Below are 25,221 nucleotides of genomic sequence, written 5' to 3'. Positions count from 1 at the left end.
AGCTCACGCGAAGCCGAGGCGCTGCATGCTCTCGGCGATTTCCTCGCGCACCCATTGCTTGAAGGCCAATACCGTCTTGGTTTCACGGCGGGACGGCGGAGTGACGAAATAGTGCGCGAACCCCGTCTTTACCCGGACGGGGTACGGCACCACCAGACGCCCCTCGATGATCGAGTAACCGGCCAGCGTCTGCCAGGCGAGCATGACGCCCTGACCGGCGATCGCCGCGTCGAGGCAGAGCGAGGCATCGTTGAAGACATGCCGCGCCGTCATCGTTTCACCGGAAAGACCGACTTCGCGCAGCCACGTCTCCCAGCTGAACATCGAGCGACCGTCGATAACCGCCGGAATGCCGAGAATATCCCTTGGCTCGTTCAGTTTTTCTGCAATGGCCGGCGAGCAGACCGGAAAGACCTGCTGTTCCAGCAGCAGTTCGGCCTTGACGCCCGGCCAGCTGCCGGAACCGACACGGATGCCGACGTCGACACAAGCGCTCTCCAGATTGACCAGCGCCGTCGTCGCATCGATACGAAGGCGGATATCGGGGTGTTTCTCGGTAAAATGATCCAGCCGGTGGACCAGCCAGCGCGCAGCGAAAACCGGGGCGACCGAGATCGTCAGGATCGTCTCGTCCCGTCTCCTGGCCGATGTCACCGCCTGATCGAGCGTTTCGAAACCGCTTGTCAGCCGCGGCAGGAAGCTTTCGCCGAACAGCGTTGCCACAAGGCCGCGCGGGCTGCGCTCGAAGAGGACGCGACCGAGCTGTTTTTCCGTCTTGATGATCTGCTGGCTGACCGCGCCGATGGTGACGCCCAGCTCCTCGGCCGCCGCCTGCAGCGAGCCAAGACGGCCCGCGGCTTCCACCGCGCGCAATCCATTAAGGTGAACGGAATTCAGGTCTTTCATATAGTTTTTCTATATGACTACCGTGGCAATCTCAATTGAAAAGAGCGCCGACAAGGCGGATTATGGGCTCATCGCAGAAAGATGGTGATGCCATGTTGAAGATTTTCTCCATACTCAACCAACTGCTTCCCGCCCCGGCGGCGGACGATGACACGGATGCAAACTGGGGCCGCGACCTGCTGCGCCACCCGGACATCGCCCGGATGGACGCGCGGGAACTGGGCGACCTGCCTTTTCCAGGCAGAGCCGTCCGTATGGCGTCAAAACTCTCCGGCGAGGTCTGCCGGGCTTAAACGGTGACGGCAGCAAGGACCTTTTTGACAGCCGGACGCTCTGTCATGCGCTGGAAATGATCGAACACTTTCGGAAAGCGCGCGGGATCGACACCATCGCCCTCCAGCCATCCAGTAAGCGTAAACAGGTAGGGATCGGCGACCGAATAGGTTTCGCCCATCACCCAGGGACCGGAAAACATGGTGTTTTCGATAAGCTCGAAACAATCGCCCATGTTGCCGGCGACCTTCAGCGTCATCACCTCGATCGCCGCCGGATCGTCCGCCCAGCGGCTGCCGCGGCGCTTGTGCGCGTGGGCGACATGTACGGTCGAGCAGAGATAGGCGTTGAACGACTGGATCCGTGCGAATTCGAACGGGTCTTTTGGCACGCCGATCGCGGAATCGGGAAAGCTCTGGCCGATATAGGCGAGGATGGCGGGAGATTCCGTTATGATGCCGCGATCCGTGACCAGCGCAGGCACCCGCCCCTTCGGATTGACACGAAGGAAATCGGCCGAACGCTGCTGCTGCTTGGCAAAATCAATGCTTTCAGCCTCATAAGCTGCGCCGGATTCCTCAAGCGCGATATGCGATGCCAGCGAGCAGGTCCCCGGCGTGGAATAAAGCTTTAGCATCTCATTCTCCATCGCTTGGCCGGCAGCAGGCCAGCCTGTCCGACGCAAGTGATATCAATCGCGCCGGATGTTTGCCAGACCGCCACGCGTCGATCACGCCATTGTGGTTACGGCACAGCCCGGAACGTCCTCCAGCCGGAAATAGACCGGAATGCCGCGCTCCCGGGCAATCCGGACGTCATTGTCCGCCCCCTTGCTATCGCCCGGCAAGCGCAGAACAGCCTCGCAAAGCTGCAGGAGCCGCCCGGCGACCGGATGAAAAATCTCCTCGTAGAGATCGTCACCGACCGCGCGTCCGCCTGCCGCATGCCAGACCGGCAGGGCCACCCATTCACCGATCATAGGCACATGCCCCGCCTCAAACAGCGCATGCGACGGCGCCTCCAGGCGCTTCAGGTTCGCCGCCATCTTTTCCGGATCATCCCCGGTACCGGATCGATAAGGCCCTGCAATTAAAATCAGCATGATTTCCTCCGTAAATTACACGAAAATTCCAGATTAATCTGGATTATTCACGATAAATCATGCAATATCGTGCATAGTCAAGAATGATTTTGGAGACGAAAATGCTGACATCGCAGCGCCGCACCCTGATTTCCGCGCGATTGAGCAGCGACGGCCAGATCCTCGCCGGGGAACTGGCGAACGAACTGAACCTGTCGGAGGATACGATCCGGCGGGACCTGCGCGACATGGCGGCAGCCGGCCTGTTGAAACGGGTGCATGGCGGCGCGCTGCCGATCACGCCGCCGCTTCCCGATTTTGAAGCCCGCCAGACGATCTCCACCGATATCAAGAAACGGCTGGGGCGAAAGGCGGCGGAACTGGTTCGCGCCGGGCAACTGGTCTTCATCGACGGCGGCACGACCAATGCGGAAATTGGTCGCGCCCTGCCCCGCGAGATGAAACTGACGATCGCGACCCACAGCCCGGCGATCGCGGCCCTCCTGGAAAAGCACCGGGCCGACGTGATCCTGATCGGCGGCAGCCTCTACAAGCATTCGATGGTCGCAACGGGCGCGGCGGCGCTGGCGGCGATCGGCACGCTGCGTCCCGACATCTTCTTCCTCGGCGCCACGGCGATCCATCCGACCCACGGGCTTTCGACCGGAGACTACGAGGAAGCGGCCATCAAGCGCGCCATCGCAGCCCGGTCAGCCGAAACGATGGCGCTTCTGACGGAGGAAAAGTTCAACGCCGTCTCGCCACATCATATTGCCGTCGTCGACGACATGGCGGGCCTGATCGTGCCCGCCGGCATGGCAAAGGATGTTACGGCGCCATATCGCGACAAGGGCGTGCGGATCATCGAGGCTTGAGCAGGATCAGGTGGCGAACGCGTCCGTCACCCTGACATCGCCGACATGGATGCCGTTCCAGTTTCTCATCGAGTGGTTGGCCTGCGCCATCAGGCTTTCGTATAATTCCGGTTCATCGGTGAAGAACCGCGCCAGCGTGGCGGCGATCATGGCTTCGGCGGCGCGGGTGGTGCCGTCCTCGCATTTGAGCGCGATGGCAATGCCCTTTTCCGGAATGGCGGCGCAGAACACGCCCTCCGCGCCGGTTTTGGCGAAGATGCGGCCGGGGGCGGTCCGCATCAGCCGGGTGCAGGCGCGCTTGCTGCCGGCGACATAGAAGGGTTCGGCCATGCAGGCTTCGATCAGCCGCTTCGAGGCCTTCGCGCGGACCGCGTCCAGACCGACGCCGGTCGCCATCCTGGCAAAGCCATGGGCAAGGCCCTTCAGCGGCACAGCATAGGTGGGGATCGAGCAGCCATCGGTGCCGCAATTGTCGTGCGCCAGCGCCGCGCCCGTCAGGCTTTCCATCACGCCGCGGATTTCGCGCTGGAGCGGGTGGTCGTAGGTGACATAGCCGGCGGTTTCCTGCCCGCTGTGGCAGCAGGCACAGACGAAGCCGGCATGTTTTCCAGAACAATTGTTGTGCAACTGTGACGGATGATCGAGCGAGCGGGCCTGGCCGATGATGGTGTCCTGATTGAACGACCAGTGTTCGCCGCATTCGAGCGTGGAGACGTCCCTGCCCGCCGCCGCCAGCATCGCGGCGGCCAGCGCTACATGTTCCGGCTCGCCATTGTGGGAGGAGCAGGCCAGCGCCAGTTCCCTGTTGCCGAACCCGTAGGCATCGGCAGCACCGGTCTCCATCAGCGGCAGTGCCTGCATGGCCTTGCAGGCAGAGCGCGGGAAGATGCCGGCATCGGTATCCCCGAGCGAAAACACGGTTTTCCCGTCGCCATCGACGGCGATCACCAGACCGCGATGACGGCTTTCGACCAGATTTCCGCGCGTGACTTCGACAAGTACCGGGTTCGACATGCTTCTGCCCTCAATTATCCAATTTCTGCCCGTGTCTTTAGACCAAGACAACGCAACACAAAACCCGGACCGACACATGAAATTTTTCCGCCGGCTGCTTCTCGCAATCCTGTTCGTCTATCTCCTGCCGGCGCTCGCTTCGGCCGGATGGTGGTATGTCAAGGAAAGGCCGGCAAGCTGGCGGGAGGCGGACTGGTCTTCGGCGAAAATCCTGCCCAAGCCGAAGGAGAGCGAGGACGCGGCGATCTACGTCTTTTCGGCCACGACCGGCGGCATGAAGGGGGCGGTCGCCAGCCATTCCTGGATCGTCACCAAGGGCAAGGGCGATACGACGTACAATCGCTATGACAAGGTCGGCTGGGGTTCACCGATCCGCCGCAACGCCTATGTCGCCGATGCGCGGTGGTATTCGAACACGCCGCATCTGGTCGTCAGCGTCGACGGCGACGAGGCAGCCCGGCTGATCCCGAAGATCGAACAGGCGATCCAGTCCTACCCCTATTCCAAGCCGGGTGGCTACCGCATCTGGCCGGGGCCAAACTCCAACACCTTCGTCGCCCACGTGCTGCGCTCGGTGCCGGAGCTTGGCGCCGTGCTGCCGCCGGACGCTGTCGGCCGCGACTACCTGCCGGAGGGCAAGCTGTTTTCGGTCGATGCCGACGGGCTGGACATGCACGCGACGCTGTACGGGCTGCTCGGGGTATCAGTCGGGGTGCGCAGCGGGCTGGAGGTTCATTTCATGGGGCTGGTCGCCGGCTTCGACGTGCTGCGCCCGGCGGTGAAGATACCGGCGTTGGGACGGTTCGGGGTCTGAAGAGGGAAGCAGGCGGCAATACTCAAGCAGGATACAACGCTCGGAAGAGGCTTCGATTTATGCTAAAGAGAAGACAAGATATCTTCGGAGCAATCCAATGACGCTTTCAATTCGCCTTTCTGATGCTGCTGAAAAGCAACTGGAACAGCTTGCCCGCGAGACAGGGCAAAGCAAGGAATTCCATGTTCATCAGTTCATAAAGCAAGGCCTTGAGGATATCGAAGACTACAATCTCGCCGCGCAAATCGCTGCGCGCGTGCGGAACGGTGACGAAGCCGTCTACTCTCTGGCCGAGGTAAGGCTGGACGATTGAAATCACGGCAAGAGCACGAAGAATATCAACAATCTGGACAGACAAGCCGCAATTCGCATCCTTTCCTTTCTCTCGGACAGGCTTGCTGCGACTGACAATCCTCGTCAACTCGGCAAACAGTTGACCGGCCCGCTCAAGCATTATTGGAGCTACCGCGTCGGCGACTATCGTCTGCTGTGTGAAATCATCGATGAGAAGTTGATCGTGCTGGAGTAGACAATCGCAGAGAAATCTACCGGTAAAGCCCAAACACAATCCCGCAGGCATTGCAGCAGACAAACAAAAAGGGCCGCACAAGGCGGCCCTCCATGAGTTTTGGCCAGGTAAAAGGCCCGGACCGCATCCACGATGCGACCCGCAGGAAGGGTGGTTCAGATCGAGGGCTGCCTCGTTCCTACCATCACAACTCCCATGCCCGTTACGAGGTTCGAAATCTCATTAGACACTGGATCACCTTCCTTTCGTTCTGTTGAAGCTGATCTGAAGGTAGTCCGATTCTTGCCGATTGCAAGGGCGCCCTGTTTCAGACTTTAGAACGTCATGACAATCTTGCCGATATGATCGCCGGCTTCCATCAGCCGATGCGCTTCGGAAACCTGCGGAAACGGCACGACCGCGTGCATGACCGGCGCGATGTCGCCGTCTTCCAACAACGGCCAGACATTATCCTCCAGATCGTCGCGGATCGATTCCTTCTCGACGGCCGTGCGCGGGCGCATCGCCGAGCCCATGATGTGCAGGCGCTTGCCGAGAATGGCTGATATATTGGCCTTTTCCACCGTGGCGCCGCCGAGGAAGGCGATGATCGACAGGCGTCCGTCCTTGGCAAGGGAAGCGATGTTGCGGTCGAAATAGGGGGCGCCGACCATGTCGAGGATGACGTCGGCGCCAATGCCGGCGGTTTCCTCCAGGATGACCGATTTGAAATCCTCCTCGCGGTAATTGATCGCCCGTTTGGCGCCGAGCGAAACGCAGGCTTCGCATTTGTCCTTGCTGCCGGCGGTGACGAAGACCTCGGCGCCGAAGGCGCGGGCAAGCTGGATGGCGGTGGTGCCGATGCCGCTGGAGCCGCCGTGAATGAGGATCTTTTCGCCTTCGACCAGATCGGCCATCTGAAAGACATTGGCCCAGACGGTGAAGAAGGTTTCCGGCAGGGCGGCCGCGCGGGCCGCGTCATAGCCTTTCGGCCAGGGCATGGCCTGCGTCGCGGGAAGCGCGCAGAATTCCGCATAGCCGCCGCCATTGGCCAGACCGCAGACCTTGTCGCCAACGATGAAGCCTTCGGCCCCCTCGCCCAGGGCAACGACTTCACCGGCAACCTCCAGCCCGAGGATCGGGCTTGCGCCCGGCGGCGGCGGATACATGCCGAGGCGCTGCAGCACGTCGGGGCGGTTGACGCCGGCGGCTTCGACACGGATCAGGATGTCGCCGGGCTTCAGATCCGGCAGCGGTCCGCGTGCCAAAACCATCTTTTCCGGCCCGCCGGGGGACGGAAGATCGACATAGGTCATTTCGGTCGGCAGGGTCACGGTGTTCTCCTTGCTGGGTGATTGCCGGTTATCTAGCGCGCCAGGCCGAAACGGCAAAGCTGTGTTTTGTTCCGGATCGGCCGGCGTGCCGAAATGCGCGAACATCCAAGGATTGCGGCAAATCCCTGAGAAGCAACGACTGCTGCGCTCCATCGTGGCAAAATTTGGCCACCCAAGCCATTGCCAACATTAAGTTTCTTTAATTTGAAACCGGAAAAAGCCGGGTCTAGCGTCATCTTGCAAAACCGGGAGACGCCGGCGGTTCCCCAGCCGCGACACGACGGGCTCCGGACGGTTTTGCGACGATCGGTCCGGGATGTACGGACCCAGCAAGGACGACACCAATGCGTGCTCTTCTGACCTCTTTGACCCTTCTCTCCGCAATCTCCCTTTCGTCAGCCGCCTTCGCAGCCAGCACCACGACCGGCACCATCCGCGCCTACGACGCGCAGGCCATGACGCTGACGCTGAAGAACGGCACCAAATTCCTGCTGCCGGGAGGGTTCAAGGATCCGGGCCTGAAGGTCGGCGAAAGGGTCACGGTCGCCTATCAGACAATGGGCAACAAACATCGGGCAATGGCGGTCACACCACTGACGCCGTGACAGGCGTATTGTCGAAGCATGAGCGTACCCGATCGCGGATAGACGCTTCGGGATCATGCAGAAACGGGCCGGAATCCATGATGGGATTCCGGCCCGTTGTCGTTTCAGTTCGTACCGCCGAAGGTTTCGAAAACCAGGCCGCTGTCGCTTTCCTTCGCCAGGCTCTTGATCTCGGCGATGCGGGCGCTGACGGCCTGGGCGTCGGAGAAGACAAAACCTTCCGGCAGGATGAGCACGGCGATCGAGCAGCGCATCAGCGGAAAGATGGTTGTGTCACCGCTGCGGCCATGGCCGGTCATGTAACCGGCTTGCTGATGCTCCTGCGAATAGAGCTGGCGGACATCGCTGCGGAATTCGGAAAGAACCCGTGTCAGCACGGCGCCCACTTCCTCGGGCGTCCAGCCGCTGACGCCGATGAAGAAATCGTCGCCGCCGACATGGCCGAGGAACTTTTCCTCGCCGATGAAATGCCGACGCATCAGCGCGGCAAACAGCGAGATGGCCAGATCGCCCTTCTGGAAGCCGTAGTGATCGTTGAAGGGCTTGAAGCTGTCGAAATCGCAATAGCAGAAATAGCGCGCCTCATCCGCGTCAAGCACCGCGCCCTGGACATAATCGCGGATGGCGCGGTTGCCGGGAAGGCCGGTCAGCGGGTTCTGTTCCTGCGCGGTCTTCAACTGTTTTTCGCTGATGATCTTCAGGAGCGAGGACGCAGACAACACACCGGCATAGCGCATGTTTTCCGTCAGGATGACGCAATCGCTGCCGTCCATGCCGGCAAAGATCTTCAGCATCTCGTCGGCCGGCGTCTCCAGATCAGCGATCGGCGCCGGGCTGACGAAATGCGAGATATGGCGCTGGTACAGATGGTTCTTCAGGAGATCGCGGCCGAAGGGATGATAGATCATCTCCTTGACGTGATATTCATGCAGCACGCCGCGCGGCTCGCCATTGGCATTCAGCACCGGAAAGAAACTGCGCTGCGGCGACCGGCGAAACAGTTCGAACACCGAATCCAGGTCGTCGTTTTCGCGCAGCGCCGGAACCTGCTCGATCTGCTTGCGGATGAGGATACTGTCGAGCGAGGTCGACTGGCGGCGTGCGCTTGCCGACTGTTCCAGATGCGGATAGGCCGGCTGCAGGTCGGCGAAGTGCACCGTCGGACGGGCGACGAAATAGCCCTGGACAAGATCGCAGCCGAGATCGCGGCAGGTGGCGAACTCGGCTTCGGTCTCGACCCCTTCGGCGATCACACGCGTGCCCAACACATGGGCCGTGTTGATCGTATGGCGGACGATATGACGCTTGCGCGGGCTCGATTCGATGCCGGATATGAAATGCCGGTCGATCTTCACATAGTCCACCGGCTGGTCGCAGAGCAGTTTCAGCCCGTTGAAACCGACGCCGAAATCGTCGATCGCCAGCTTGAAACCGGCGAGCCGCAGCTTTTTCACCAACCCGGAAAAATCCGGCATCTTGCCGCTGTCGAAACGTTCGGACAGTTCGAAGCAGATCGACGATGGCGGAATATTGGAACGCTTCAGGTGATTGCCGAGCCGCTCGACGACGTCGCCTTCAAGCCCGATCAGGCGGCTGTCGAAATTGACGAACAGGGTGCGGGAGGCGAAATCCGGCAGGCTGGCGAAGCCGGCAAAGGCGCGGGTGTTGATCATATGCTCCAGCGCCAGCAGCTGGCCCGCCTCCTCGGCCTTGTCGAGCAGTTCCAGCGGCGATTTGAACCCCAGACGCTCGAAGCCGCGCATCAGCGTTTCGTAGCCGAACACGGCGCCGGTGGCGATCTCGACGATCGGCTGGAAGGCGTTTTCGATCGCAAGCTTGGCAAGCGTGACGATCTGGTCGTCGCCGAATCGGCGCAGGGACAGCATTTCGACTGAAGCGGCAAGCGGGGCGGCGGACATGCGGGAACTCCAGGAAACGGACACGAGATCGCGCGGAAGATCGCTTCCGAGACCTGAATTTTCCGTTTCCCGAGCATGACAATTTGATGAAAATTCAATGACTGCCGTGCGTTAGCAAGAGGACACACAACCTATTTCAACCCTTTAAACCTTCGCTCACCCCTTGGCGAGAACACCGAAGGCGATGAGCGCGAGGCCCTGCATGACCAGATCGATTGCCAGGAACAGACCGAGAATCCACAGGCTGTTGACCGGCCATCCGGCGGCGATGACGAGGCCGGCAACAAGCGTCAGCAGCCCGCCAAGCGCAATCCATCGCCATCCGTCGAGCGGCCGCAGCTTGATCGCCGTCCAGATCCGGAAGGCTCCGGCGACGATCAATGCGACGGCCATCAGCAAGGTGATCGTGGCGGATGCAAGCAGCGGATTGAGAAGGGCAAAGATGCCGGCGACAGTGTAGCAGGCGCCACTGAAGCTCCAGTAGAACGCACTTTCCGACTTCTTGACGCGGAAGGCGTGCGCCATATGCAAAATGCCGCCGAGCAACATGACGATGCCGACGGTATAGACGGATGCCACCGTCGCGGCCATGACATTGCCGAAGGCGATGCCGCCGCCCATGATCATCAGCACTCCGAGCGCGACGAACCATCCCCATTTTTCGCTGAAGGGCGGCTTGAGAGCCGTGTCGAAATTCTGACTCATGACGCAGCCTCCAATCATGATTTTCGCATTTATGTAATCTGCGATAGAATAACATTCTTTTAAAATACAAAGCCTGGTTGCAAATTTCCGCCTTCAAATCTTGAGCGCCAGAAGCACGGCGCCGCCGGCAACCATGGCGACCCCTGCCCAATGCGCCGGCGACAGCCGTTCGCCCAGGAAGAGCACGGCGAACATGGCGACAAGCACGACGCTCAGCTTGTCGACCGGCGCGACCTGTGCGGCATTGCCAATCTTCAGCGCCCGGAAATAGCAGAGCCACGATGCGCCGGTTGCAAGCCCCGACAGGACCAGGAACAGCCAGCTCTTGGCCGAGACGATATCCGGCGCCTGCCAGTTTCCGGTGACGAACAGCATGAGCGCGATGGCCAGGAGGATGACGATCGTGCGGATGAAGGTCGCAAAATCGGAATTGACATTCTCGATACCGATCTTGGCGAAAATCGCGGTGAGCGCGGCAAAGACAGCGGAGAGAAGCGCCCAAGCCTGCCAGGAGGAAAACAGCAATTTCATCGGATATGTCCTCTTGCTCCCGGGCTTTAGCCACCCCTTCCCAGTTGAAACCGCACCCCGTTTCAATGGCAAGAAAATCCTTCACAACCACGGCAGTTTTTTATTGATTGATGGATCAATCAAAAATACACTGTTCCCATAAGAGGGATCGACAATGCCGAAAATCGGGATGGAACCGGTGCGCCGCAAGGCGCTTGTGGACGCAGCCCTGCATGTCATCGGCGATCAGGGCACGCTGGCCGTCACCATGTCCGACATTGCGCGGCATGCCGGCGTTTCGGCAGCGCTGGCGCATCACTATTTCGGCAGCAAGGAGCAGCTGCTGGTCGAAACCGTGCGCTCCCTGCTGAAGCAATTGCGCGACGATACGGTGACGGCGCTCAAGGCCGCGGACACGCCGCGCGAGCGCATCTCGGCGATCGTGCGCGTCAGCTTCCAGGCCGACCAGTTCGCCCCGGAAACCATCGCCGCGTGGCTCGCCTTCTACTCGGAAGCGCAGCGCTCCGAAGAGACCCGGCGGTTCCTCGTCATCTATGCCCGCCGGCTGCATTCCAATCTCGTTGCCAGCCTCAAGTGCCTCTGTGTCGCAGATGATGCGCAGCGCATCGCAGAAGGCACTGCCGCGATGATCGATGGGCTTTATATTCGACGTTCGCTCGGCTCTTCGCCGGTGACGGCGGAGGCCTCGATGGCGCTGACCGACGACTACATCACGCTCAATCTGAATGCTCTTTCGACACGGGAAAACGCCGCATGACCAAAGGCCGGCCGAACATCCTCATCATCATGGTCGACCAGCTGAACGGAAAGTTCTTTCCCGATGGCCCGGCGGAGTTTTTAGCAGCGCCGCATATGAAGGCGCTGGCCAGGCGCTCGGCGCGTTTCCGCAACAACTACACCTCCTCGCCGCTCTGCGCCCCTGCCCGCGCCTCGTTCATGGCCGGACAGTTGCCGAGCCGCACGCAGGTCTATGACAACGCCGCCGAATACGTCTCCTCCATCCCGACCTATGCGCATCACCTGCGCCGTGCCGGCTATTACACGGCTCTGTCCGGCAAGATGCATTTCGTCGGGCCGGACCAGCTGCACGGGTTCGAGGAACGCCTGACGACAGACATCTATCCGGCCGATTTCGGCTGGACACCGGACTACCGCAAGCCGGGCGAGCGGATCGACTGGTGGTATCACAATCTCGGATCGGTCACCGGCGCCGGCATTGCCGAGATCACCAACCAGATGGAATATGACGACGAGGTGGCGTTTCTGGCCAACCAGAAACTCTACCAGCTGTCGCGCGAGCATGGTGACGACGCACGTCGCCCATGGGCGCTGACCGTCTCCTTCACCCATCCGCACGACCCCTATGTGGCGCGGCGGAAGTTCTGGGACCTCTACAACGATTGCGACCAGCTTCTGCCTGAAGTCGGCGATATCGCGCCGGAGGATCAGGACCCGCATTCGCAGCGGCTGATCCATGCCTGCGACTACCGGAACTTTTCGGTGACAGACGAGAACGTCCGCAGGTCGCGGCAGGCCTATTTCGCCAATATCTCCTATCTCGACGAGAAGGTCGGGGAGCTGGTCGATACGCTGACCCGCACGCGAATGCTCGACGACACGCTGATCCTGTTCTGCTCGGATCACGGCGACATGCTCGGCGAGCGCGGGCTGTGGTTCAAGATGAACTTCTTCGAGGGCTCGGCCCGCGTGCCGCTGATGGTCGCCGGTCCAGGTGTCACCCCCGGCCTGCATCTGGCCCCCACTTCCAATCTCGACCTAACGCCGACACTTTGCGATCTCGCCGGCATTTCCATGGACGAGATCATGCCCTGGACGGATGGCGAAAGCCTCCTGCCGGTCATCAACGGTGCCGAGCGCATCGCGCCGGTACTGATGGAATATGCCGCCGAAGGCTCCTATGCGCCGCTCGTCTGCATTCGCGAAGGCAAGTGGAAATACATCCACTGCGCGCTCGATCCCGACCAACTGTTCAATCTGGAAATCGATCCGCTGGAGCTGAACAATCTGGCCAAGAACCCGACCGATCCCGTCATATCAGCCACATTGAAGGCCTTTACCGATATGCGCGAGGCGCGCTGGGACATGGCGCAATTCGACGCGGCCGTGCGCGAAAGCCAGGCGCGGCGCTGGGTGGTCTATGAGGCGCTGCGCAACGGCGCCTACTATCCCTGGGACCACCAGCCGCTGCAGAAGGCATCCGAGCGCTACATGCGCAACCACATGAATCTCGACAATCTCGAAGAATCCAAACGCTTTCCGCGAGGGGAATAAGATGAAAGCCCAACCGCCAGCCTCCCATTTCATCGACGGCGAATATGTCGAGGATATCGACGGCGCCGCCTTCGACAGCCTTTATCCGGCCACCGGCGAAGTGATCGCCCGGCTGCATGCCGCAACGCCTGCCATTGTCGAAAAGGCAATCGCCGCCGCCAAGCGTGCGCAACCTGAATGGGCGGCCATGAGCCCGACCGCGCGCGGCCGCATCCTCAAGCGCGCCGCCGATATCATGCGGGAGCGCAACCGCGAGCTTTCCGAACTTGAAACGCTCGACACCGGCAAGCCGATCCAGGAAACCATCGTCGCCGATCCGACCTCCGGCGCCGACGCCTTCGAATTCTTCGGTGGCGTCGCGGCATCGGCGCTGAACGGCGACTATATTCCGCTGGGCCAAGATTTCGCCTTCACCAAGCGCGTTCCGCTCGGCGTCTGCGTCGGCATCGGCGCCTGGAACTATCCGCAGCAGATCGCCTGCTGGAAGGGCGCCCCGGCGCTGATCTGCGGCAATGCCATGGTCTTCAAGCCGTCCGAAAACACCCCGCTCGGCGCGCTGAAGATCGCCGAAATCCTCATCGAGGCCGGCCTGCCCAAGGGCCTCTACAACGTCATTCAGGGGGATCGTTCGACCGGCCCGCTGCTCGTCAACCACAAGGATGTCGCCAAGGTCTCGCTGACCGGCTCGGTCGAGACCGGCAAGAAGGTGGCCGGTGCGGCCGCCTCCAACCTCAAGCACGTGACGATGGAACTCGGCGGCAAGTCGCCGCTCATCGTCTTCGACGACGCCGATCTCGAAAGCGCCATCGGCGGCGCCATGCTCGGCAATTTCTACTCGACCGGCCAGGTCTGCTCCAACGGCACCCGCGTCTTCGTGCAGAGGGGCATCAAGGACAAGTTCCTCAAGCGCCTCAAGGAACGCACCGAAAAGATCGTCATCGGCGACCCGATGGACGAGGCGACGCAGTTCGGCCCGATAGTCTCCAAGGCGCAGCTCGACAAGGTGTTTTCCTATATCGAGAAGGGCAAGGCCGAGGGCGCGACGCTGCTGACGGGTGGCGGAATTCCGAATTCCGTCTCGTCGGCCGGCAACTACATCCAGCCGACCGTGTTTGCCGACGTCACCGACGACATGACCATCTGCCGCGAGGAGATCTTTGGGCCCGTCATGTGCGTGCTCGACTTCGACAGCGAGGACGAAGTGGTCGCCCGCGCCAATGCCACCGAATTCGGCCTTTCGGCCGGCGTCTTTACCTCGGACCTCACGCGCGGCCACCGTGTGGCGGATGCGCTTGAAGCCGGCACGCTTTGGATCAACGCTTACAATCTGGCGCCGGTGGAAGTGCCCTTTGGCGGTTCCAAGCAATCCGGCTTCGGTCGGGAGAACTCGGTTGCCGCGCTCAATCACTATAGTGAGCTGAAGAGCGTCTATGTGGCGATGGGCAAAGTCGATTCGCCGTATTGAGATTTTACTGCCTCTTCTCCCCGACGGGGAGAAGTGCCGAGCGCATGCGAGGCGATGAGGGGGCGGTGCGGTAAAGCTTCAACTTTGGGGCTCCCCCTCATCCGGCCCTGTGGGCCACCTTCTCCCCGGTGGGGAGAAGAGGCAGCCAGACCCTATAACTCGACACCAGAAGCCACCAAAGGCGGATGCTGGGATAAGAAAGATCACCGCCATGCAACAGGCAGACTACGTCATCATCGGTTCCGGCTCCGCGGGCTCGGCCCTTGCCTATCGTCTTTCCGAGGACGGCAAGAATACCGTTCTGGTGCTGGAATATGGCGGGTCCGATTTCGGACCGTTTATCCAGATGCCGGCAGCCCTTGCCTGGCCGATGAGTATGAGCCGCTACAACTGGGGTTATCTTTCCGAGCCTGAGCCGAACCTCAACAACCGGCGGATCACGGCTCCGCGTGGAAAGGTCATCGGCGGCTCGTCCTCGATCAACGGCATGGTCTATGTGCGCGGCTCGATGGAAGACTACAACGAGTGGGAGGAACTTGGCGCGCGCGGCTGGGGCTATGCCGACGTTCTGCCCTATTTCAAGCGCATGGAAAATTCCAAGGGCGGCGAGGATGGCTGGCGCGGCAATGACGGGCCGCTGCATGTCAAGCGCGGCAGCTTCAGGAACCCGCTGTTCAAGGCCTTTGTCGATGCCGGCCAGCAGGCCGGTTTCGAGCTGACCGACGACTATAACGGCTCCAAGCAGGAGGGCTTCGGCCTGATGGAGCAGACGGTGCACAACGGCCGGCGCTGGTCGACCGCATCCGCCTATCTGCGGCCGGCGCTGAAGCGGCCGAATGTCAAGCTGCTGCGCTGTTATGCCCGCAAGATCGTCATCGAGAACGGCCGCGCCGTGGGCGTCGAGATCGAGCGCGGCGGCAAGATCGAGGTGGTGAAGGCCAACCGAGAGGTCGTCGTCTCGGCATCCTCGTTCAACTCGCCGAAGCTCCTGATGCTGTCGGGCATCGGGCCGGCGGCGCACCTGAAGGAAATGGGCATCGAGGTCAAGGCCGACCGGCCGGGGGTCGGCGCCAATCTGCAGGACCATATGGAATTCTATTTCCAGCAGGTCTCGACCAAGCCCGTGTCGCTCTATTCCTGGCTGCCGTGGTTCTGGCAGGGGGTTGCCGGCGCGCAATGGCTGTTCACCAAATCCGGTCTCGGCGTCTCCAACCAGTTCGAGGCCTGCGCCTTCCTGCGCTCGGCTCCCGGCGTCAAACAGCCGGATATCCAGTATCACTTCCTGCCGGTGGCGATTTCCTATGACGGCAAGGCGGCGGCCAGGAGCCACGGCTTCCAGGTGCATGTCGGCTACAACCACTCGAAATCGCGTGGTTCCGTCACGCTGCGCTCGCCGGACGTGAAGGCCGATCCGGTGATCAAGTTCAACTATATGAGCCATCCGGAAGACTGGGAGAAGTTCCGCCACTGTGTCCGCCTCACCCGCGAGATCTTCGGCCAGCAAGCGTTCGATCAGTATCGCGGACCGGAAATCCAGCCCGGCGAAGCGGTCCAGACGGACGATCAGATCGACGCCTTCCTGCGCGAGCATCTGGAAAGCGCCTATCACCCCTGCGGCACCTGCAAGATGGGCGACAAAAACGATCCGATGGCCGTCGTCGATCCGGAAACCCGGGTCATCGGCGTCGATGGACTGCGCGTTGCGGACTCATCGATCTTCCCGCATGTGACTTACGGCAACCTCAACGGCCCGTCGATCATGACCGGCGAAAAGGCGGCCGACCATATCCTCGGCAAGCAGCCCCTGCCCCGCAGCAATCAGGAACCGTGGATCAATCCGCGCTGGGAGACCAGCGACCGGTAAGTCTTTCCCGGTCGCATGCGAATAATCGCTGGCTCGCCGCCGTCAAGGAACAGTCGGGAGAATCGCCGTTGATGCGACGGCAGGCCCGCGCTACTCTTTGACCTACATCCCGTGAGGACACAGATATGCGCCTGATTGCATTCGTGACCAGTGCTTTGCTGATGCTTTCCACGATGCCGGCTCAGGCCGCGGACGCGGTCAATGTGCCGGGCACCAGCTGGAGCATCGAGCCGCCGCCGGAATTCACCCTCACCCGCGATCCCATCACGATGTTCATCCATCCCTCGAAGGCGGCGATGATGATCATGCAGTCAGAGCCGACGCCGTTGAAACTGTCGGACCTGGGAGAAGTCGGCAGCATGCAGGGTGAAGGCGAAAACGTCGCCCGGATGGACGAGATGCGCGAGATGACCATCGGCGGCCGCCATGCGCTCTACTTCAAGGGCTACATGACGCTGCGCAATTCCCATATCGTTTCGGTGTCGATCCAAGGGGCCAAAAGCAACGGCATGGTCATTGCCGTCATCCCGGCGAACGCGGCCAGCTTGGTCAATCAGGCGGCAATCGAAGCGTCGCTGCTGACGGCGCGTGAAGTGGATCAGACCATCGACCAGCGCGCCGAGGCCCTGCCCTATCGCTTCGATGATCTCGCGGGGATGCGCATCGCAGAGATCGTGATGGGAAGCGTCGCCATCATCACGGACGGCCCGGGCAGCGATATGGGTGGTGCGCTCGACCAGTTGTTTGCCATGGTTTTCGTCGGTGATGCGGACGGACAGAGCGACATGAGTGCCGAGGGCGACGGCGACAAGGTGCGCGGCCAGATTGCCGAGCAATATCCGGATGCCGAGTTCCTCGAAACGACCGTCCGCGACACGACGCGCGGCCGGGTACTTGAAGTCACCTACACCCGCAAGGACAAGGCGACGAACAAGACTTTGGGCGGCATCGCCTGGTTTCGAATCGACAATGGCAAGGGAATCCTGATGATCGCCCAGCACCCGATCACCGGTTTCCACTACGATCGCCTCGCCAGCATCCGCGACGGCATATCCATCAAATAATTCACGCTTGCACGAAGGGAAACGGACATGCCCCCATTCCTGCGCATGGCATGCGTTTTCCTGACCTTGCTGGCCGCGCCGGCGACTGCCGCCGAGCGCCAGACATTGCCCGGAACCAGCTGGAGTATCGTTCCCCCGGATGGATTCGAGCTCAAGCTGGAACCTGTCGCCATGTTCTTTCATCCCTCGGGGGCGATGCTTCTGGTCATCGATACCCCGTTGAAGCCGCTCGACATCACGAAAATGGCGAAACCCGGAACGATATCCGGCCAGGGCAAAAACGCCATGCGCATCGACGAACTCCGGGAAACAACGGTCGACGGAAGGCGGACAATCCTCCTTCGCGGTCATGCGACGGTGCGCGACCTCGACGTGTACTCGGTGTACATCGAAGGCGAAACAACGATGGACACGATCATCGCCAGCGTTCCCACAGGCGCGGCGGTCGAGAATGCCGATCTGGAAAAAGCCGCTCTCTCGGCCATCGAAACACCGAAGACGATCGAGGAAAGGATAGCGATCCTTAAAGGGAGCGGATGTGACCAAAACGCATTCCCAGCGAAAATAAACTACAAAATTGATAGATTTTAGCTGTAAACTGTGTCTTTTCATCCACTATTCTGCATTTTTTGCCGAACGGAGAGATATTTGCTCTGATCCGCCGACATTAGAAATCCGTTTTTCTGTCTTTTGTCACACAGGGCTGCGATATTCCGTGGCAAGAAAATCAGGATTTCCTCCCATGACATCCGCATCGCTTGAAAATCGCGCTAGTGCGCTCAACAGCCAACTGGAAAGTCTCGACCTTTCCGGACGGCTGGCGCTCGTCGCCGCGCTTGACGGCAAGTCGGTCTTCACCACCAGCCTCGGCATCGAGGACCAGGTGATTACGGCCGCCATCGGCACGGGCAAGTTCGGCATCGACGTTTCGACGCTGGAGACCGGCCGCCTTTTCAACGAAACCGTCGCGCTGATCGACAAGACCGAAGAAACCTACGGCATTCTGATCAAGCGGTTTTATCCCGAGCAGGACGATATCGACGCCTACGCCGCCAAGTACGGCATGAACGGTTTCTACGACAGCGTCGAAGCCAGACATGCCTGTTGTGGCGCGCGCAAGGTGAAGCCTCTTGCGCGCGCACTCGAAGGGGCATCCTTCTGGATCACCGGCCTGCGCCGCGGCCAGTCGGGCAATCGCGCCGACACGCCGTTTGCCGAGGCCGATCTCGACCGTGGCCTGATCAAGATCAATCCGCTGGCCGACTGGGACATCGAAACGATCCGTGCCCACGTCGCGGCGGAAGCGATCCCGGTCAACCCGCTTCATGCCCGCGGTTATCCGTCGATCGGATGCGAGCCCTGCACCCGCGCCATCAAGCCGGGCGAGCCAGAGCGTGCCGGCCGCTGGTGGTGGGAGAACGACGAGAAGCGCGAATGCGGCCTTCACGTCGCGGAAGCCGTCGCCTCGACCATTCCGCAAGCATCGCCGATTTCGAGCAGTCCCCTTTCCAGCAGCATTGCGCGATAATCCGCGCAGGCTCGCACCACAGACACTCCCGGAGACTTGAAATGCCCAGTACCCTTCCGGAAACGGAACTGCACAATCCGCAGACGACAAAAACGCCGCTCGATCCGCATCTGAAGGCGCTCGAGAACGAGGCGATTCATATCTTTCGCGAAGTCGCCGCCGAGTTCGACAAGCCGGTGATGCTCTATTCCGTCGGCAAGGATTCGTCCGTGCTGCTGCATCTGGCGCGCAAGGCGTTCTACCCCGGCCGCGTGCCCTTCCCGCTCTTGCATGTGAACACCGGCTGGAAGTTTGCCGAGATGATCGCGTTCCGCAACGACATCGTGAAGAAGTACGATCTCGACTTCATCGAGCATATCAATCCGCGCGGTGCCGCTGAAAACGTGACCCCGTTCACCCACGGCTCGGCGCTGTTCACCGACATCATGAAAACCGAAGGCCTGCGTCAGGCGCTGGATGCCGGCGGCTTCGATGCGGCTTTCGGCGGCGCGCGCCGCGACGAAGAGGCAAGCCGCGCCAAGGAACGGATTTATTCGTTCCGCACGCCCGAGCATCGCTGGGATCCGCGCGCCCAGCGTCCGGAACTCTGGAACATCTACAACGGCATGATCCGCAAGGGAGAGAGCGTGCGAGCCTTCCCGCTGTCGAACTGGACCGAGGTCGATATCTGGCGCTACATCCAGGTGGAAGACATTCCGCTGGTGCCGCTCTACTACGCCAAGGAGCGCCCCTACGTGGAGCGCGACGGCATGATGATCCTTGCCGAAGACCCGCGCCTGGAACTTCTGCCCGGCGAAACCGTCAAGCATGGCTCGATCCGTTTCCGCACGCTTGGCGATTTTCCGCTGACGGGCGCCATCCCCTCTGAGGCTACCAATCTCGAAGAGGTCATTGCCGAACTGGAAATCGCCACGGTTTCCGAACGGCAGGGCCGCGCCATCGACCGGGACCAGTCCGGCTCGATGGAAAAGAAGAAGCGCGAAGGATATTTCTGATGACCGTTTCCGCAACCGCACAAGCCGTTGAGGCACCCACAGGCACGATCACCGCTTTCCCGGCGGTTGACGCCGCGCGCCTGCCGCGCGACACGCGCCCCTTGCGCCTCATCACCTGCGGCAGCGTCGATGACGGCAAGTCCACCCTGATCGGCCGGCTGCTCTGGGACACCAAGGCCGTCAAGGAAGACCAGGCAGCGACGCTGCGCCGCGACAGTGGCAAGCAGAACGATCTCGGCCTGCCCGATTTCGCATTGCTGCTCGACGGTCTTCAGGCCGAGCGCGAACAGGGCATCACCATCGATGTCGCCTATCGCTACTTCGCCACCGACAAGCGTTCCTTCATCGTCGCCGACACCCCCGGCCATGAGCAGTATACCCGCAATATGGCAACCGGCGCGTCCACGGCCGATCTCGCCATTTTGCTGGTTGACGCCCGCACCGGCCTGCTGGAACAGACCCGCCGCCACGCGACGATCGCCTCGCTGATGGGCATCAAGCAGTTCGTCCTCGCCGTCAACAAGTTCGATCTGGTCGACTATGATCGCGCCCGCTTCGACCAGATCAGCCACCAATTCCGGGAACTGGCGCTGTCGCTCGGCGTCCGCCAGATCACCGCCATTCCGATGTCGGCGCTGAAGGGCGAAAACGTCGTCTATGACGGCAAGGCCTCGATGCCCTGGTATGACGGCCAGACGCTGGTCGAAGTGCTGGAACTGGCGACCGTTCGCTCCGCCCAGACCGTCGGCTTCCGCCTGCCGGTGCAGCGTGTCTCGCGTCCCGGTGAAAGCTTTCGCGGCTATCAGGGCACGGTTGCCGGCGGCTCCGTCAAGCCTGGCGACAGTGTCGTCATCCTGCCGTCCGGCATGGTTGCCAACGTTACCAAGATCATCACCTTCGATCTTGTGCGCAACGCAGCCGTTACCGGTGATGCCATCACGCTGGTACTCGACCGCCAGGTCGACGTGTCGCGCGGCGACATGATCGTCTCGATCGACAGCCAGCCGCAGGTCGGCCTCGATTTCGACGCCCAGCTCGTTGCCCTGCAGTCGGAGGGCATTCAGCCGGGTCGGCGTTACTGGCTGAAGAGCGGCTCGCGACGCCAGCGCGTCACTGCCAACCCATTCAGCCAACTCGACCTGAAGACCGGCAGCTGGAACCAGCGGACAGGCCTCCTGCCCATGAACGGCATTGGCAAAGTCCATCTTTCCTTCGATGAGAATGCGGTTTTCGACGCCTATGAACAGAACCGCACCACCGGCGCCTTCATCCTGATCGATCCGGACACCAACAACACGGTGGCCGGCGGCATGATCACGGCCAAGCGCTCGTCGCTGACAGGCTTTCGTTCGGACGAGACCCGGGTGGTGCTCTCGCTGCCGGCGGACCTGGCGGACCAGCTGATGGCGACCGAGCTGTTCTCCCGCCGCCGCGACGAAACCGATCTACTCCGCATGACCGCCGGCGAGGCTTCGCAAATCTTCAAGGATGCCGCTGTCGACATCTGAAATGGTCTGTCTCGCAAGCACCGCCAGCGACAAAAGGTCGACGGCGGTGCTTGCGGGCATTTCCCCCAAAACATCCGAAATGTCGACGGCCTCAGCGGCCGTTGAACCGCGCCGGGTTTAGTGTGACCGAGCCCCCGGCTTCGACGATGGCCTTCAACCGCTCCAGGTCGGCTGCCTTCAGCGCGTCCGGCTCCATATCCCGGACCGGCCTGAACCACGCCGCGGCGTCACCCAGCGGTTCGGCATAGGGCGCCGGATATCCCCCAAGGCCAAGCACCCATTCGCGCACGGTTTCCCGCTCCATGCGGCCGGCTTTGTAGCGGTCGTGGATACTCGTCACGGAGGCAATCAGGTCGTCTATCTTTTTCAAAACATGTCCTTGAACGGTGCGCGCCAAAGCCATAGCACGGTAATCGCCCGGGGCAAGAAACGTCTTCAGCGGATGAGAAGCGCCGTCCCGTACATGCCGGCCGCAAAAACCGTATGGGAGACAAGATTGAGCAGGCGCACCGTGTTGGCATTGGGAAGCTTCGACGCCGCCCAGCCGATCCCAAGCCCCGGCTGCAACAGGAACCAGCCGGCGCCGACGGTGACGATACCGAGGATCCAGGCCGGCAGGAACGTCGGCGCGGCAAGCCAGGACGGGCCGGTAAAGACGATCAGCAGGATGCCGTACAGAATGCCGACGGCATAGTGGCAGATCCAGCCCAGAGCCAGTTCATGCTCATAGGGCGCGGCCTTGCCGATATCCTCGTGAAAGACCTTTCCGGTGCGCAGGTGCCAGAACCAGCGCCCGACCGGCGCCCAGTTCGGCCGCGACTGGCCGGCAGCCAAGAACAACAGGAAAGCCCAGAGATCCATGAGGACGGTGCCGCCAAGGCCGATCGCCACGCTACGCCAGAGGATATCGAACATGGGCCGGAATTCCTGATCGGTAGGCCGGGCGCGGCTGCCAATAAGGGCGGCCGGGAGCACGGGACATGATGGGTGTGCGGATGTCACGCCGTTGTAAGTCATCTTGTCTTTTTCGGTCAAGGAAGACAGCGGCGCAATACACGCCGCATCGCGCGACGCGGGCGGACAGTTGTGGATTTAAGGGGGAAACAGGAAAATCTCGGGAATTCCACCTTTTTGATTTTCAATCGAAAATCAAAATTCAAGCTGGTCGGAGTGAGAGGATTCGAACCTCCGACCCCGTCGTCCCGAACGACGTGCGCTACCAGGCTGCGCTACACTCCGTGACCAGCGGCGCCTCTATAGAACAGCATTTTCCTTTCCACAAGGCGCAAAATGGGAAAAATCGGCAAGCCGCCTGAAAACAACGGGATCAGTCCGTTGCACCGGCAGGCAAGCCTGCCCGCCACAACCGTACCCGCCTTATCCGGGCAGCGACCACACGACAGGTGCCGGCCTTCGCCCGTCGCGGCTGCGCCGAGGTTCCGGGGGTCGTCAGGCAGCCCCGCCGCCCGCTGCTGGGGCCTTTCGGCAACGCTTGCAAATTTATGCGCGCAACCGCGCCTATAAGTCATTCTGCCGATTTTCTTTCAATCGGTTTAGCGCTAGAGGCAGGGTTGAAAGCCTTGGCCACCGCCGTGCTGCGCCGCCTTGGCAGACCGATGTTTCAGAACGAAAGCCAAAGGGACTTGACCAGATGAATTTCCGCTTGATGACCGTGGCCGGCCTCGCGCTGGCGCTCGCCGGCTGCACCACCGTGGGACCGGCCAGAAATGCCGTCGAAGCCCGCTGGAAGGGCCAGCCCGCCGGCGTCTTCTTCGCCGCTTTCGGACCGCCGCAGTCGGACGTCTCAAACGGCGACATGACGGTCTATTCCTGGAAGGGCGGCTACAAGAAGCGGACAATCCCGGCGCAATATGCCGAAGGCGAAAACGGCAAGAAGGGCAAGAAGATCGCCTCTGCCCGCACCGAATTCCTCTCCTGCTCCGTCCAGCTCAACGTTTCCTCGGATTACGTGATCCGCTCGGTCCACGTCCTCGGCGACATCAAGAAATCGTCAGGCCCGAGCTGGTGCGACGAGTTTCTGGCCGGCGACAAGGCGAAGTAAGGGTTTTTGGCGTAGATTGTGTTGATGTGAATGGACCCGCCGGTGAAGATCGGCGGGTTTTGTTTTGCATTTTTTTACGTTGCACCAGAGAACATACAGGGTCACCATCCAGGTCGCGATGAGCAGTTGGAAGTGCGGAAAATTTAGATGGAGAAGGCGGGGCTCTAGCGTGTGAGAGATTATGGTCGAATCCTGCCGCCTACCACATGATATACTGGAGCGTTTAAGTTGGGAAATAACCGGATGCGTACGATTAGGTGCCCTGTTTCGTTGTGCGTGATCCCTTGTATCTGAAAAACATCGTCTGTTGGGGGTGGCACAAACCAATCAACAACACTCCCTACCCAATGCCAATACTCCTCGGTTTTCTCGCAGATTAAATCTCCGAGAAAATGCTCAAACCCGTCAACACCTTGCGTACAAACTAGATAGCCGTGGGCCATTTTTGCAAGAAATCGGGCAAACCCCGTAAAATCCATGCTTGCTATTTTAACAGCGCCTCCGTCACCTGAGAGGAACTGAAGCGTTTCAAAGCTAGATATATGTACCCACTCATTTGAAGACGGATCAACAATATTCTTGTCGGTTAACGTTCTTACGATCCGCGAAGCTGGATATACGGGTAAGACAAGAAAAATTGGCAATTCGGATTTGTGTATATATACAGATTCAACGCTTAAATCTTTTTTGGTGACACTGAAAGCTACGTTATCTGGCCTTTGCTCAGGATGCCGTGTTTTCATGTCAAGAGCGATCCGCGTATTTCCGAAGTGATTTCGAAGGCAGAAGTTTTCGACTTTTTGAGTCTTCTTTCTGCAATCCTCGCAACTTGCGCGAGGCAAAATCCATGTCCCTCCCAAGCCAACAGGAATCACATGCTCCTTGGAGAAAGGGCCTTTTTCATCCCCGCAGTAAATGCACTTGAAGACAGGTGGGAATACGGTTTCCATGTCTGCTACCGAACTGAGTCATATTTGGTCGGCGGGGATTGTAATGCCATCATGGTATTTCATCAAAACGATAAAGATTAAATCACGGTCAGTGCTCCATGTTACAGAATTGAACAACAGAAAACTGATGCGCAGTAACACCAAACGCTGGATATATGATCGAATTTGTCGAAGTAAAATTGGCTGGGGCGCCTGGATTCGAACCAGGGGTGCCGGTACCAAAAACCAGTGCCTTACCACTTGGCTACGCCCCAACGCTTGGCGCGAACAAATCGTCCGGCCAAATCGAGAGCCGGTTTAGCAAAGCCGCACGCATGCGACAACGCTTAAGTTGGGGTTTTGCGCGGATTTTTCGAACGGATGCGGAGGTTGTGGCGGTTTACCCCCCTCTGTCCCTCCGGGACATCTCCCCCACAAGGGGGGAGATTGGCCGTCGCCACACAGCGCCCCTGACATCAAGTTCGGAAGCAATGAGGGAAAGGAATGATCTCCACCCTTGAGGGGGAGATGTCACGGAGTGACAGAGGGGGGTGAAGGCGGCAAACACTGCGCGTGATGATGGAGCAATGCCCTTCCCATTCCCCTCCCCGCCCTCTAGTCTCGCCTTCAAACCCGGAGACCTTCATGAGCATTTTTCGTGCCCGCCCGCCTGCCAAGCCGACGCTGCTTCTCGATGACGACGTTGTGCGGATCACCCGCTGGGATTTCGAGCCTGGGGCCGATACCGGGCATCATGTGCATGGCATGGGCTATGTCGTCGTGCCGATGACCGACTGCAAATTCCTGCTTGAGGAACCGGGGGGCGAGCGGCGGGTGGATATCGCCAAGGGTCAGGCCTACCGGCGCGAGGCGGGCGTCGAGCACAACGTCGTCAACAACGGCAAGGAATTCATGTCCTTCATCGAAATCGAGTACAAGTGAAGAGACG

28 protein-coding genes and 2 tRNA genes are annotated in these 25,221 nt (G+C 60.5%); 17 read left to right on the top strand and 13 right to left on the bottom strand.

Annotated elements, in window-relative coordinates; all coding sequences use genetic code 11:
* Nucleotides 1–3 precede the first annotated feature (3 nt).
* The gene (locus J2Z75_RS15615; RefSeq protein ID WP_209853681.1) at nucleotides 4–906 is read right to left on the bottom strand and encodes a LysR substrate-binding domain-containing protein; all 903 of its coding nucleotides are present in this window, start codon (nucleotides 904–906) and stop codon (nucleotides 4–6) included.
* A gap of 92 nt (nucleotides 907–998) precedes the next feature.
* Here J2Z75_RS15615 and J2Z75_RS15610 point away from each other — a divergent pair, with 92 nt between their 5' ends.
* The gene (locus J2Z75_RS15610; protein WP_209853680.1) at nucleotides 999–1,199 is read left to right on the top strand and encodes a hypothetical protein; all 201 of its coding nucleotides are present in this window, start codon (nucleotides 999–1,001) and stop codon (nucleotides 1,197–1,199) included.
* Here J2Z75_RS15610 and J2Z75_RS15605 read toward each other — a convergent pair.
* Both J2Z75_RS15605 and J2Z75_RS15600 read right to left on the bottom strand, forming a co-directional pair.
* Nucleotides 1,196–1,816, bottom strand: coding sequence for a glutathione S-transferase family protein (locus tag J2Z75_RS15605; RefSeq protein ID WP_209853679.1), 621 nt, complete (start codon nucleotides 1,814–1,816; stop codon nucleotides 1,196–1,198). The genes J2Z75_RS15610 and J2Z75_RS15605 overlap by 4 nt on opposite strands.
* Nucleotides 1,817–1,909: 93 nt before the next feature.
* Nucleotides 1,910–2,281, bottom strand: a complete 372-nt coding sequence (locus J2Z75_RS15600) for a DUF4406 domain-containing protein (protein WP_209853678.1) — start codon at nucleotides 2,279–2,281, stop codon at nucleotides 1,910–1,912.
* Between the two features lie 101 nt (nucleotides 2,282–2,382).
* Between J2Z75_RS15600 and J2Z75_RS15595 the strand changes: the two genes are divergently transcribed.
* Entirely contained in the window at nucleotides 2,383–3,135 is a 753-nt protein-coding gene (locus J2Z75_RS15595) for a DeoR/GlpR family DNA-binding transcription regulator (RefSeq protein WP_209853677.1), read from the top strand.
* Between the two features lie 6 nt (nucleotides 3,136–3,141).
* Here the strand turns inward: J2Z75_RS15595 and J2Z75_RS15590 are convergent, their stop codons facing one another.
* Nucleotides 3,142–4,149: an asparaginase gene (locus tag J2Z75_RS15590; RefSeq protein WP_209853676.1), complete on the bottom strand. Its 1,008-nt coding sequence runs from the start codon at nucleotides 4,147–4,149 to the stop codon at nucleotides 3,142–3,144.
* A 76-nt stretch (nucleotides 4,150–4,225) separates the two neighbouring features.
* On the opposite strand from J2Z75_RS15590, the gene J2Z75_RS15585 reads away from it, so the two are divergent.
* The 3 genes from J2Z75_RS15585 to J2Z75_RS15575 all read left to right on the top strand — a co-directional run bounded on the left by J2Z75_RS15585 (nucleotide 4,226) and on the right by J2Z75_RS15575 (nucleotide 5,492).
* Entirely contained in the window at nucleotides 4,226–4,963 is a 738-nt protein-coding gene (locus J2Z75_RS15585) for a DUF3750 domain-containing protein (protein ID WP_209853675.1), read from the top strand.
* 97 nt (nucleotides 4,964–5,060) lie between these two features.
* Nucleotides 5,061–5,276 (top strand): type II toxin-antitoxin system RelB family antitoxin, encoded by a 216-nt coding sequence (gene relB, locus J2Z75_RS15580; RefSeq protein WP_209853674.1) that lies wholly within the window; start codon nucleotides 5,061–5,063, stop codon nucleotides 5,274–5,276.
* A 24-nt stretch (nucleotides 5,277–5,300) separates the two neighbouring features.
* A complete protein-coding gene (locus J2Z75_RS15575; RefSeq protein ID WP_327791262.1) occupies nucleotides 5,301–5,492 on the top strand; it encodes a type II toxin-antitoxin system RelE family toxin in 192 nt (63 codons plus the stop codon).
* A 314-nt stretch (nucleotides 5,493–5,806) separates the two neighbouring features.
* Here the strand turns inward: J2Z75_RS15575 and J2Z75_RS15570 are convergent, their stop codons facing one another.
* Nucleotides 5,807–6,805 (bottom strand): NAD(P)H-quinone oxidoreductase, encoded by a 999-nt coding sequence (locus tag J2Z75_RS15570; protein WP_209853673.1) that lies wholly within the window; start codon nucleotides 6,803–6,805, stop codon nucleotides 5,807–5,809.
* Between the two features lie 344 nt (nucleotides 6,806–7,149).
* Between J2Z75_RS15570 and J2Z75_RS15565 the strand changes: the two genes are divergently transcribed.
* A complete protein-coding gene (locus tag J2Z75_RS15565; protein ID WP_209853672.1) occupies nucleotides 7,150–7,410 on the top strand; it encodes a DUF1344 domain-containing protein in 261 nt (86 codons plus the stop codon).
* A gap of 104 nt (nucleotides 7,411–7,514) precedes the next feature.
* Here J2Z75_RS15565 and J2Z75_RS15560 read toward each other — a convergent pair whose 3' ends face one another.
* From J2Z75_RS15560 to J2Z75_RS15550, 3 genes are all read right to left on the bottom strand, one after another.
* The gene (locus J2Z75_RS15560) at nucleotides 7,515–9,329 is read right to left on the bottom strand and encodes a GGDEF domain-containing protein (RefSeq protein WP_209853671.1); all 1,815 of its coding nucleotides are present in this window, start codon (nucleotides 9,327–9,329) and stop codon (nucleotides 7,515–7,517) included.
* A gap of 156 nt (nucleotides 9,330–9,485) precedes the next feature.
* On the bottom strand, nucleotides 9,486–10,034 hold the full coding sequence (locus J2Z75_RS15555) for an HdeD family acid-resistance protein (protein WP_209853670.1): 549 nt from the start codon (nucleotides 10,032–10,034) through the stop codon (nucleotides 9,486–9,488).
* Between the two features lie 93 nt (nucleotides 10,035–10,127).
* Nucleotides 10,128–10,565: an EamA family transporter gene (locus J2Z75_RS15550; protein ID WP_209853669.1), complete on the bottom strand. Its 438-nt coding sequence runs from the start codon at nucleotides 10,563–10,565 to the stop codon at nucleotides 10,128–10,130.
* A gap of 154 nt (nucleotides 10,566–10,719) precedes the next feature.
* On the opposite strand from J2Z75_RS15550, the gene betI reads away from it, so the two are divergent.
* The 9 genes from betI (at nucleotide 10,720) to cysN (ending at nucleotide 21,281) form a co-directional block, all read left to right on the top strand.
* Complete coding sequence (betI, locus tag J2Z75_RS15545) at nucleotides 10,720–11,322, top strand: transcriptional regulator BetI (RefSeq protein WP_209853668.1); 603 nt, start codon at nucleotides 10,720–10,722, stop codon at nucleotides 11,320–11,322.
* Entirely contained in the window at nucleotides 11,319–12,857 is a 1,539-nt protein-coding gene (gene betC / locus J2Z75_RS15540; RefSeq protein WP_209853667.1) for a choline-sulfatase, read from the top strand. The genes betI and betC overlap by 4 nt, the downstream gene beginning before the upstream one ends.
* A 1-nt stretch (nucleotide 12,858) precedes the next feature.
* A complete protein-coding gene (gene betB / locus J2Z75_RS15535) occupies nucleotides 12,859–14,322 on the top strand; it encodes a betaine-aldehyde dehydrogenase (RefSeq protein WP_209853666.1) in 1,464 nt (487 codons plus the stop codon).
* Nucleotides 14,323–14,533: 211 nt separating this feature from the next.
* A complete protein-coding gene (betA, locus tag J2Z75_RS15530) occupies nucleotides 14,534–16,186 on the top strand; it encodes a choline dehydrogenase (RefSeq protein ID WP_209853665.1) in 1,653 nt (550 codons plus the stop codon).
* 125 nt (nucleotides 16,187–16,311) lie between these two features.
* Nucleotides 16,312–17,250, top strand: a complete 939-nt coding sequence (locus tag J2Z75_RS15525; protein ID WP_209853664.1) for a hypothetical protein — start codon at nucleotides 16,312–16,314, stop codon at nucleotides 17,248–17,250.
* 66 nt (nucleotides 17,251–17,316) lie between these two features.
* The gene (locus tag J2Z75_RS15520) at nucleotides 17,317–17,841 is read left to right on the top strand and encodes a hypothetical protein (RefSeq protein WP_209853663.1); all 525 of its coding nucleotides are present in this window, start codon (nucleotides 17,317–17,319) and stop codon (nucleotides 17,839–17,841) included.
* 151 nt (nucleotides 17,842–17,992) lie between these two features.
* Nucleotides 17,993–18,778: a phosphoadenylyl-sulfate reductase gene (locus J2Z75_RS15515; RefSeq protein WP_209853662.1), complete on the top strand. Its 786-nt coding sequence runs from the start codon at nucleotides 17,993–17,995 to the stop codon at nucleotides 18,776–18,778.
* Nucleotides 18,779–18,819: 41 nt separating this feature from the next.
* Complete coding sequence (gene cysD / locus J2Z75_RS15510; protein WP_209853661.1) at nucleotides 18,820–19,773, top strand: sulfate adenylyltransferase subunit CysD; 954 nt, start codon at nucleotides 18,820–18,822, stop codon at nucleotides 19,771–19,773.
* The gene (gene cysN, locus J2Z75_RS15505; RefSeq protein WP_209853660.1) at nucleotides 19,773–21,281 is read left to right on the top strand and encodes a sulfate adenylyltransferase subunit CysN; all 1,509 of its coding nucleotides are present in this window, start codon (nucleotides 19,773–19,775) and stop codon (nucleotides 21,279–21,281) included. The genes cysD and cysN overlap by 1 nt, the downstream gene beginning before the upstream one ends.
* A 91-nt stretch (nucleotides 21,282–21,372) precedes the next feature.
* Here cysN and J2Z75_RS15500 read toward each other — a convergent pair whose 3' ends face one another.
* From J2Z75_RS15500 to J2Z75_RS15490, 3 genes are all read right to left on the bottom strand, one after another.
* Nucleotides 21,373–21,651 carry a hypothetical protein gene (locus J2Z75_RS15500; RefSeq protein WP_209853659.1) on the bottom strand — a complete coding sequence of 93 codons (279 nt, stop codon included), beginning with the start codon at nucleotides 21,649–21,651 and terminating at the stop codon, nucleotides 21,373–21,375.
* Nucleotides 21,652–21,716: 65 nt separating this feature from the next.
* On the bottom strand, nucleotides 21,717–22,196 hold the full coding sequence (locus tag J2Z75_RS15495) for a DUF2938 domain-containing protein (RefSeq protein ID WP_209853658.1): 480 nt from the start codon (nucleotides 22,194–22,196) through the stop codon (nucleotides 21,717–21,719).
* 247 nt (nucleotides 22,197–22,443) lie between these two features.
* A tRNA-Pro gene (locus J2Z75_RS15490) sits at nucleotides 22,444–22,520 on the bottom strand.
* A 412-nt stretch (nucleotides 22,521–22,932) separates the two neighbouring features.
* Here J2Z75_RS15490 and J2Z75_RS15485 point away from each other — a divergent pair.
* Entirely contained in the window at nucleotides 22,933–23,343 is a 411-nt protein-coding gene (locus J2Z75_RS15485) for a hypothetical protein (RefSeq protein WP_209853657.1), read from the top strand.
* Nucleotides 23,344–23,522: 179 nt separating this feature from the next.
* Here the strand turns inward: J2Z75_RS15485 and J2Z75_RS15480 are convergent, their stop codons facing one another.
* Together J2Z75_RS15480 and J2Z75_RS15475 are read right to left on the bottom strand one after the other, a co-directional pair.
* A complete protein-coding gene (locus J2Z75_RS15480; RefSeq protein WP_209853656.1) occupies nucleotides 23,523–24,293 on the bottom strand; it encodes an HNH endonuclease in 771 nt (256 codons plus the stop codon).
* Nucleotides 24,294–24,473: 180 nt separating this feature from the next.
* A tRNA-Gln gene (locus J2Z75_RS15475) sits at nucleotides 24,474–24,547 on the bottom strand.
* 370 nt (nucleotides 24,548–24,917) lie between these two features.
* Here J2Z75_RS15475 and J2Z75_RS15470 point away from each other — a divergent pair.
* Nucleotides 24,918–25,214 carry a cupin domain-containing protein gene (locus J2Z75_RS15470; RefSeq protein ID WP_209853655.1) on the top strand — a complete coding sequence of 99 codons (297 nt, stop codon included), beginning with the start codon at nucleotides 24,918–24,920 and terminating at the stop codon, nucleotides 25,212–25,214.
* Nucleotides 25,215–25,221 lie beyond the last annotated feature (7 nt).

It is taken from the genome of Rhizobium herbae (assembly GCF_017873135.1).
Lineage (GTDB): Bacteria > Pseudomonadota > Alphaproteobacteria > Rhizobiales > Rhizobiaceae > Pararhizobium > Pararhizobium herbae.
This window is presented reverse-complemented; position numbering and strand designations above follow the sequence as displayed.

Excerpts from the sequence above, each read along its gene's own strand:
- J2Z75_RS15615 (WP_209853681.1), bottom strand. The coding sequence starts at position 906 with ATGAAAGACCTGAATTCCGTTCACCTTAATGGATTGCGCGCGGTGGAA.
- J2Z75_RS15610 (WP_209853680.1), top strand. The coding sequence starts at position 999 with ATGTTGAAGATTTTCTCCATACTCAACCAACTGCTTCCCGCCCCGGCG.
- J2Z75_RS15605 (WP_209853679.1), bottom strand. The coding sequence starts at position 1,816 with ATGCTAAAGCTTTATTCCACGCCGGGGACCTGCTCGCTGGCATCGCAT.
- J2Z75_RS15600 (WP_209853678.1), bottom strand. The coding sequence starts at position 2,281 with ATGCTGATTTTAATTGCAGGGCCTTATCGATCCGGTACCGGGGATGAT.
- J2Z75_RS15595 (WP_209853677.1), top strand. The coding sequence starts at position 2,383 with ATGCTGACATCGCAGCGCCGCACCCTGATTTCCGCGCGATTGAGCAGC.
- J2Z75_RS15590 (WP_209853676.1), bottom strand. The coding sequence starts at position 4,149 with ATGTCGAACCCGGTACTTGTCGAAGTCACGCGCGGAAATCTGGTCGAA.
- J2Z75_RS15585 (WP_209853675.1), top strand. The coding sequence starts at position 4,226 with ATGAAATTTTTCCGCCGGCTGCTTCTCGCAATCCTGTTCGTCTATCTC.
- relB (WP_209853674.1), top strand. The coding sequence starts at position 5,061 with ATGACGCTTTCAATTCGCCTTTCTGATGCTGCTGAAAAGCAACTGGAA.
- J2Z75_RS15565 (WP_209853672.1), top strand. The coding sequence starts at position 7,150 with ATGCGTGCTCTTCTGACCTCTTTGACCCTTCTCTCCGCAATCTCCCTT.
- J2Z75_RS15560 (WP_209853671.1), bottom strand. The coding sequence starts at position 9,329 with ATGTCCGCCGCCCCGCTTGCCGCTTCAGTCGAAATGCTGTCCCTGCGC.
- J2Z75_RS15555 (WP_209853670.1), bottom strand. The coding sequence starts at position 10,034 with ATGAGTCAGAATTTCGACACGGCTCTCAAGCCGCCCTTCAGCGAAAAA.
- J2Z75_RS15550 (WP_209853669.1), bottom strand. The coding sequence starts at position 10,565 with ATGAAATTGCTGTTTTCCTCCTGGCAGGCTTGGGCGCTTCTCTCCGCT.
- betI (WP_209853668.1), top strand. The coding sequence starts at position 10,720 with ATGCCGAAAATCGGGATGGAACCGGTGCGCCGCAAGGCGCTTGTGGAC.
- betC (WP_209853667.1), top strand. The coding sequence starts at position 11,319 with ATGACCAAAGGCCGGCCGAACATCCTCATCATCATGGTCGACCAGCTG.
- betB (WP_209853666.1), top strand. The coding sequence starts at position 12,859 with ATGAAAGCCCAACCGCCAGCCTCCCATTTCATCGACGGCGAATATGTC.
- betA (WP_209853665.1), top strand. The coding sequence starts at position 14,534 with ATGCAACAGGCAGACTACGTCATCATCGGTTCCGGCTCCGCGGGCTCG.
- J2Z75_RS15525 (WP_209853664.1), top strand. The coding sequence starts at position 16,312 with ATGCGCCTGATTGCATTCGTGACCAGTGCTTTGCTGATGCTTTCCACG.
- J2Z75_RS15515 (WP_209853662.1), top strand. The coding sequence starts at position 17,993 with ATGACATCCGCATCGCTTGAAAATCGCGCTAGTGCGCTCAACAGCCAA.
- cysD (WP_209853661.1), top strand. The coding sequence starts at position 18,820 with ATGCCCAGTACCCTTCCGGAAACGGAACTGCACAATCCGCAGACGACA.
- cysN (WP_209853660.1), top strand. The coding sequence starts at position 19,773 with ATGACCGTTTCCGCAACCGCACAAGCCGTTGAGGCACCCACAGGCACG.
- J2Z75_RS15495 (WP_209853658.1), bottom strand. The coding sequence starts at position 22,196 with ATGTTCGATATCCTCTGGCGTAGCGTGGCGATCGGCCTTGGCGGCACC.
- J2Z75_RS15485 (WP_209853657.1), top strand. The coding sequence starts at position 22,933 with ATGAATTTCCGCTTGATGACCGTGGCCGGCCTCGCGCTGGCGCTCGCC.
- J2Z75_RS15480 (WP_209853656.1), bottom strand. The coding sequence starts at position 24,293 with ATGGAAACCGTATTCCCACCTGTCTTCAAGTGCATTTACTGCGGGGAT.
- J2Z75_RS15470 (WP_209853655.1), top strand. The coding sequence starts at position 24,918 with ATGAGCATTTTTCGTGCCCGCCCGCCTGCCAAGCCGACGCTGCTTCTC.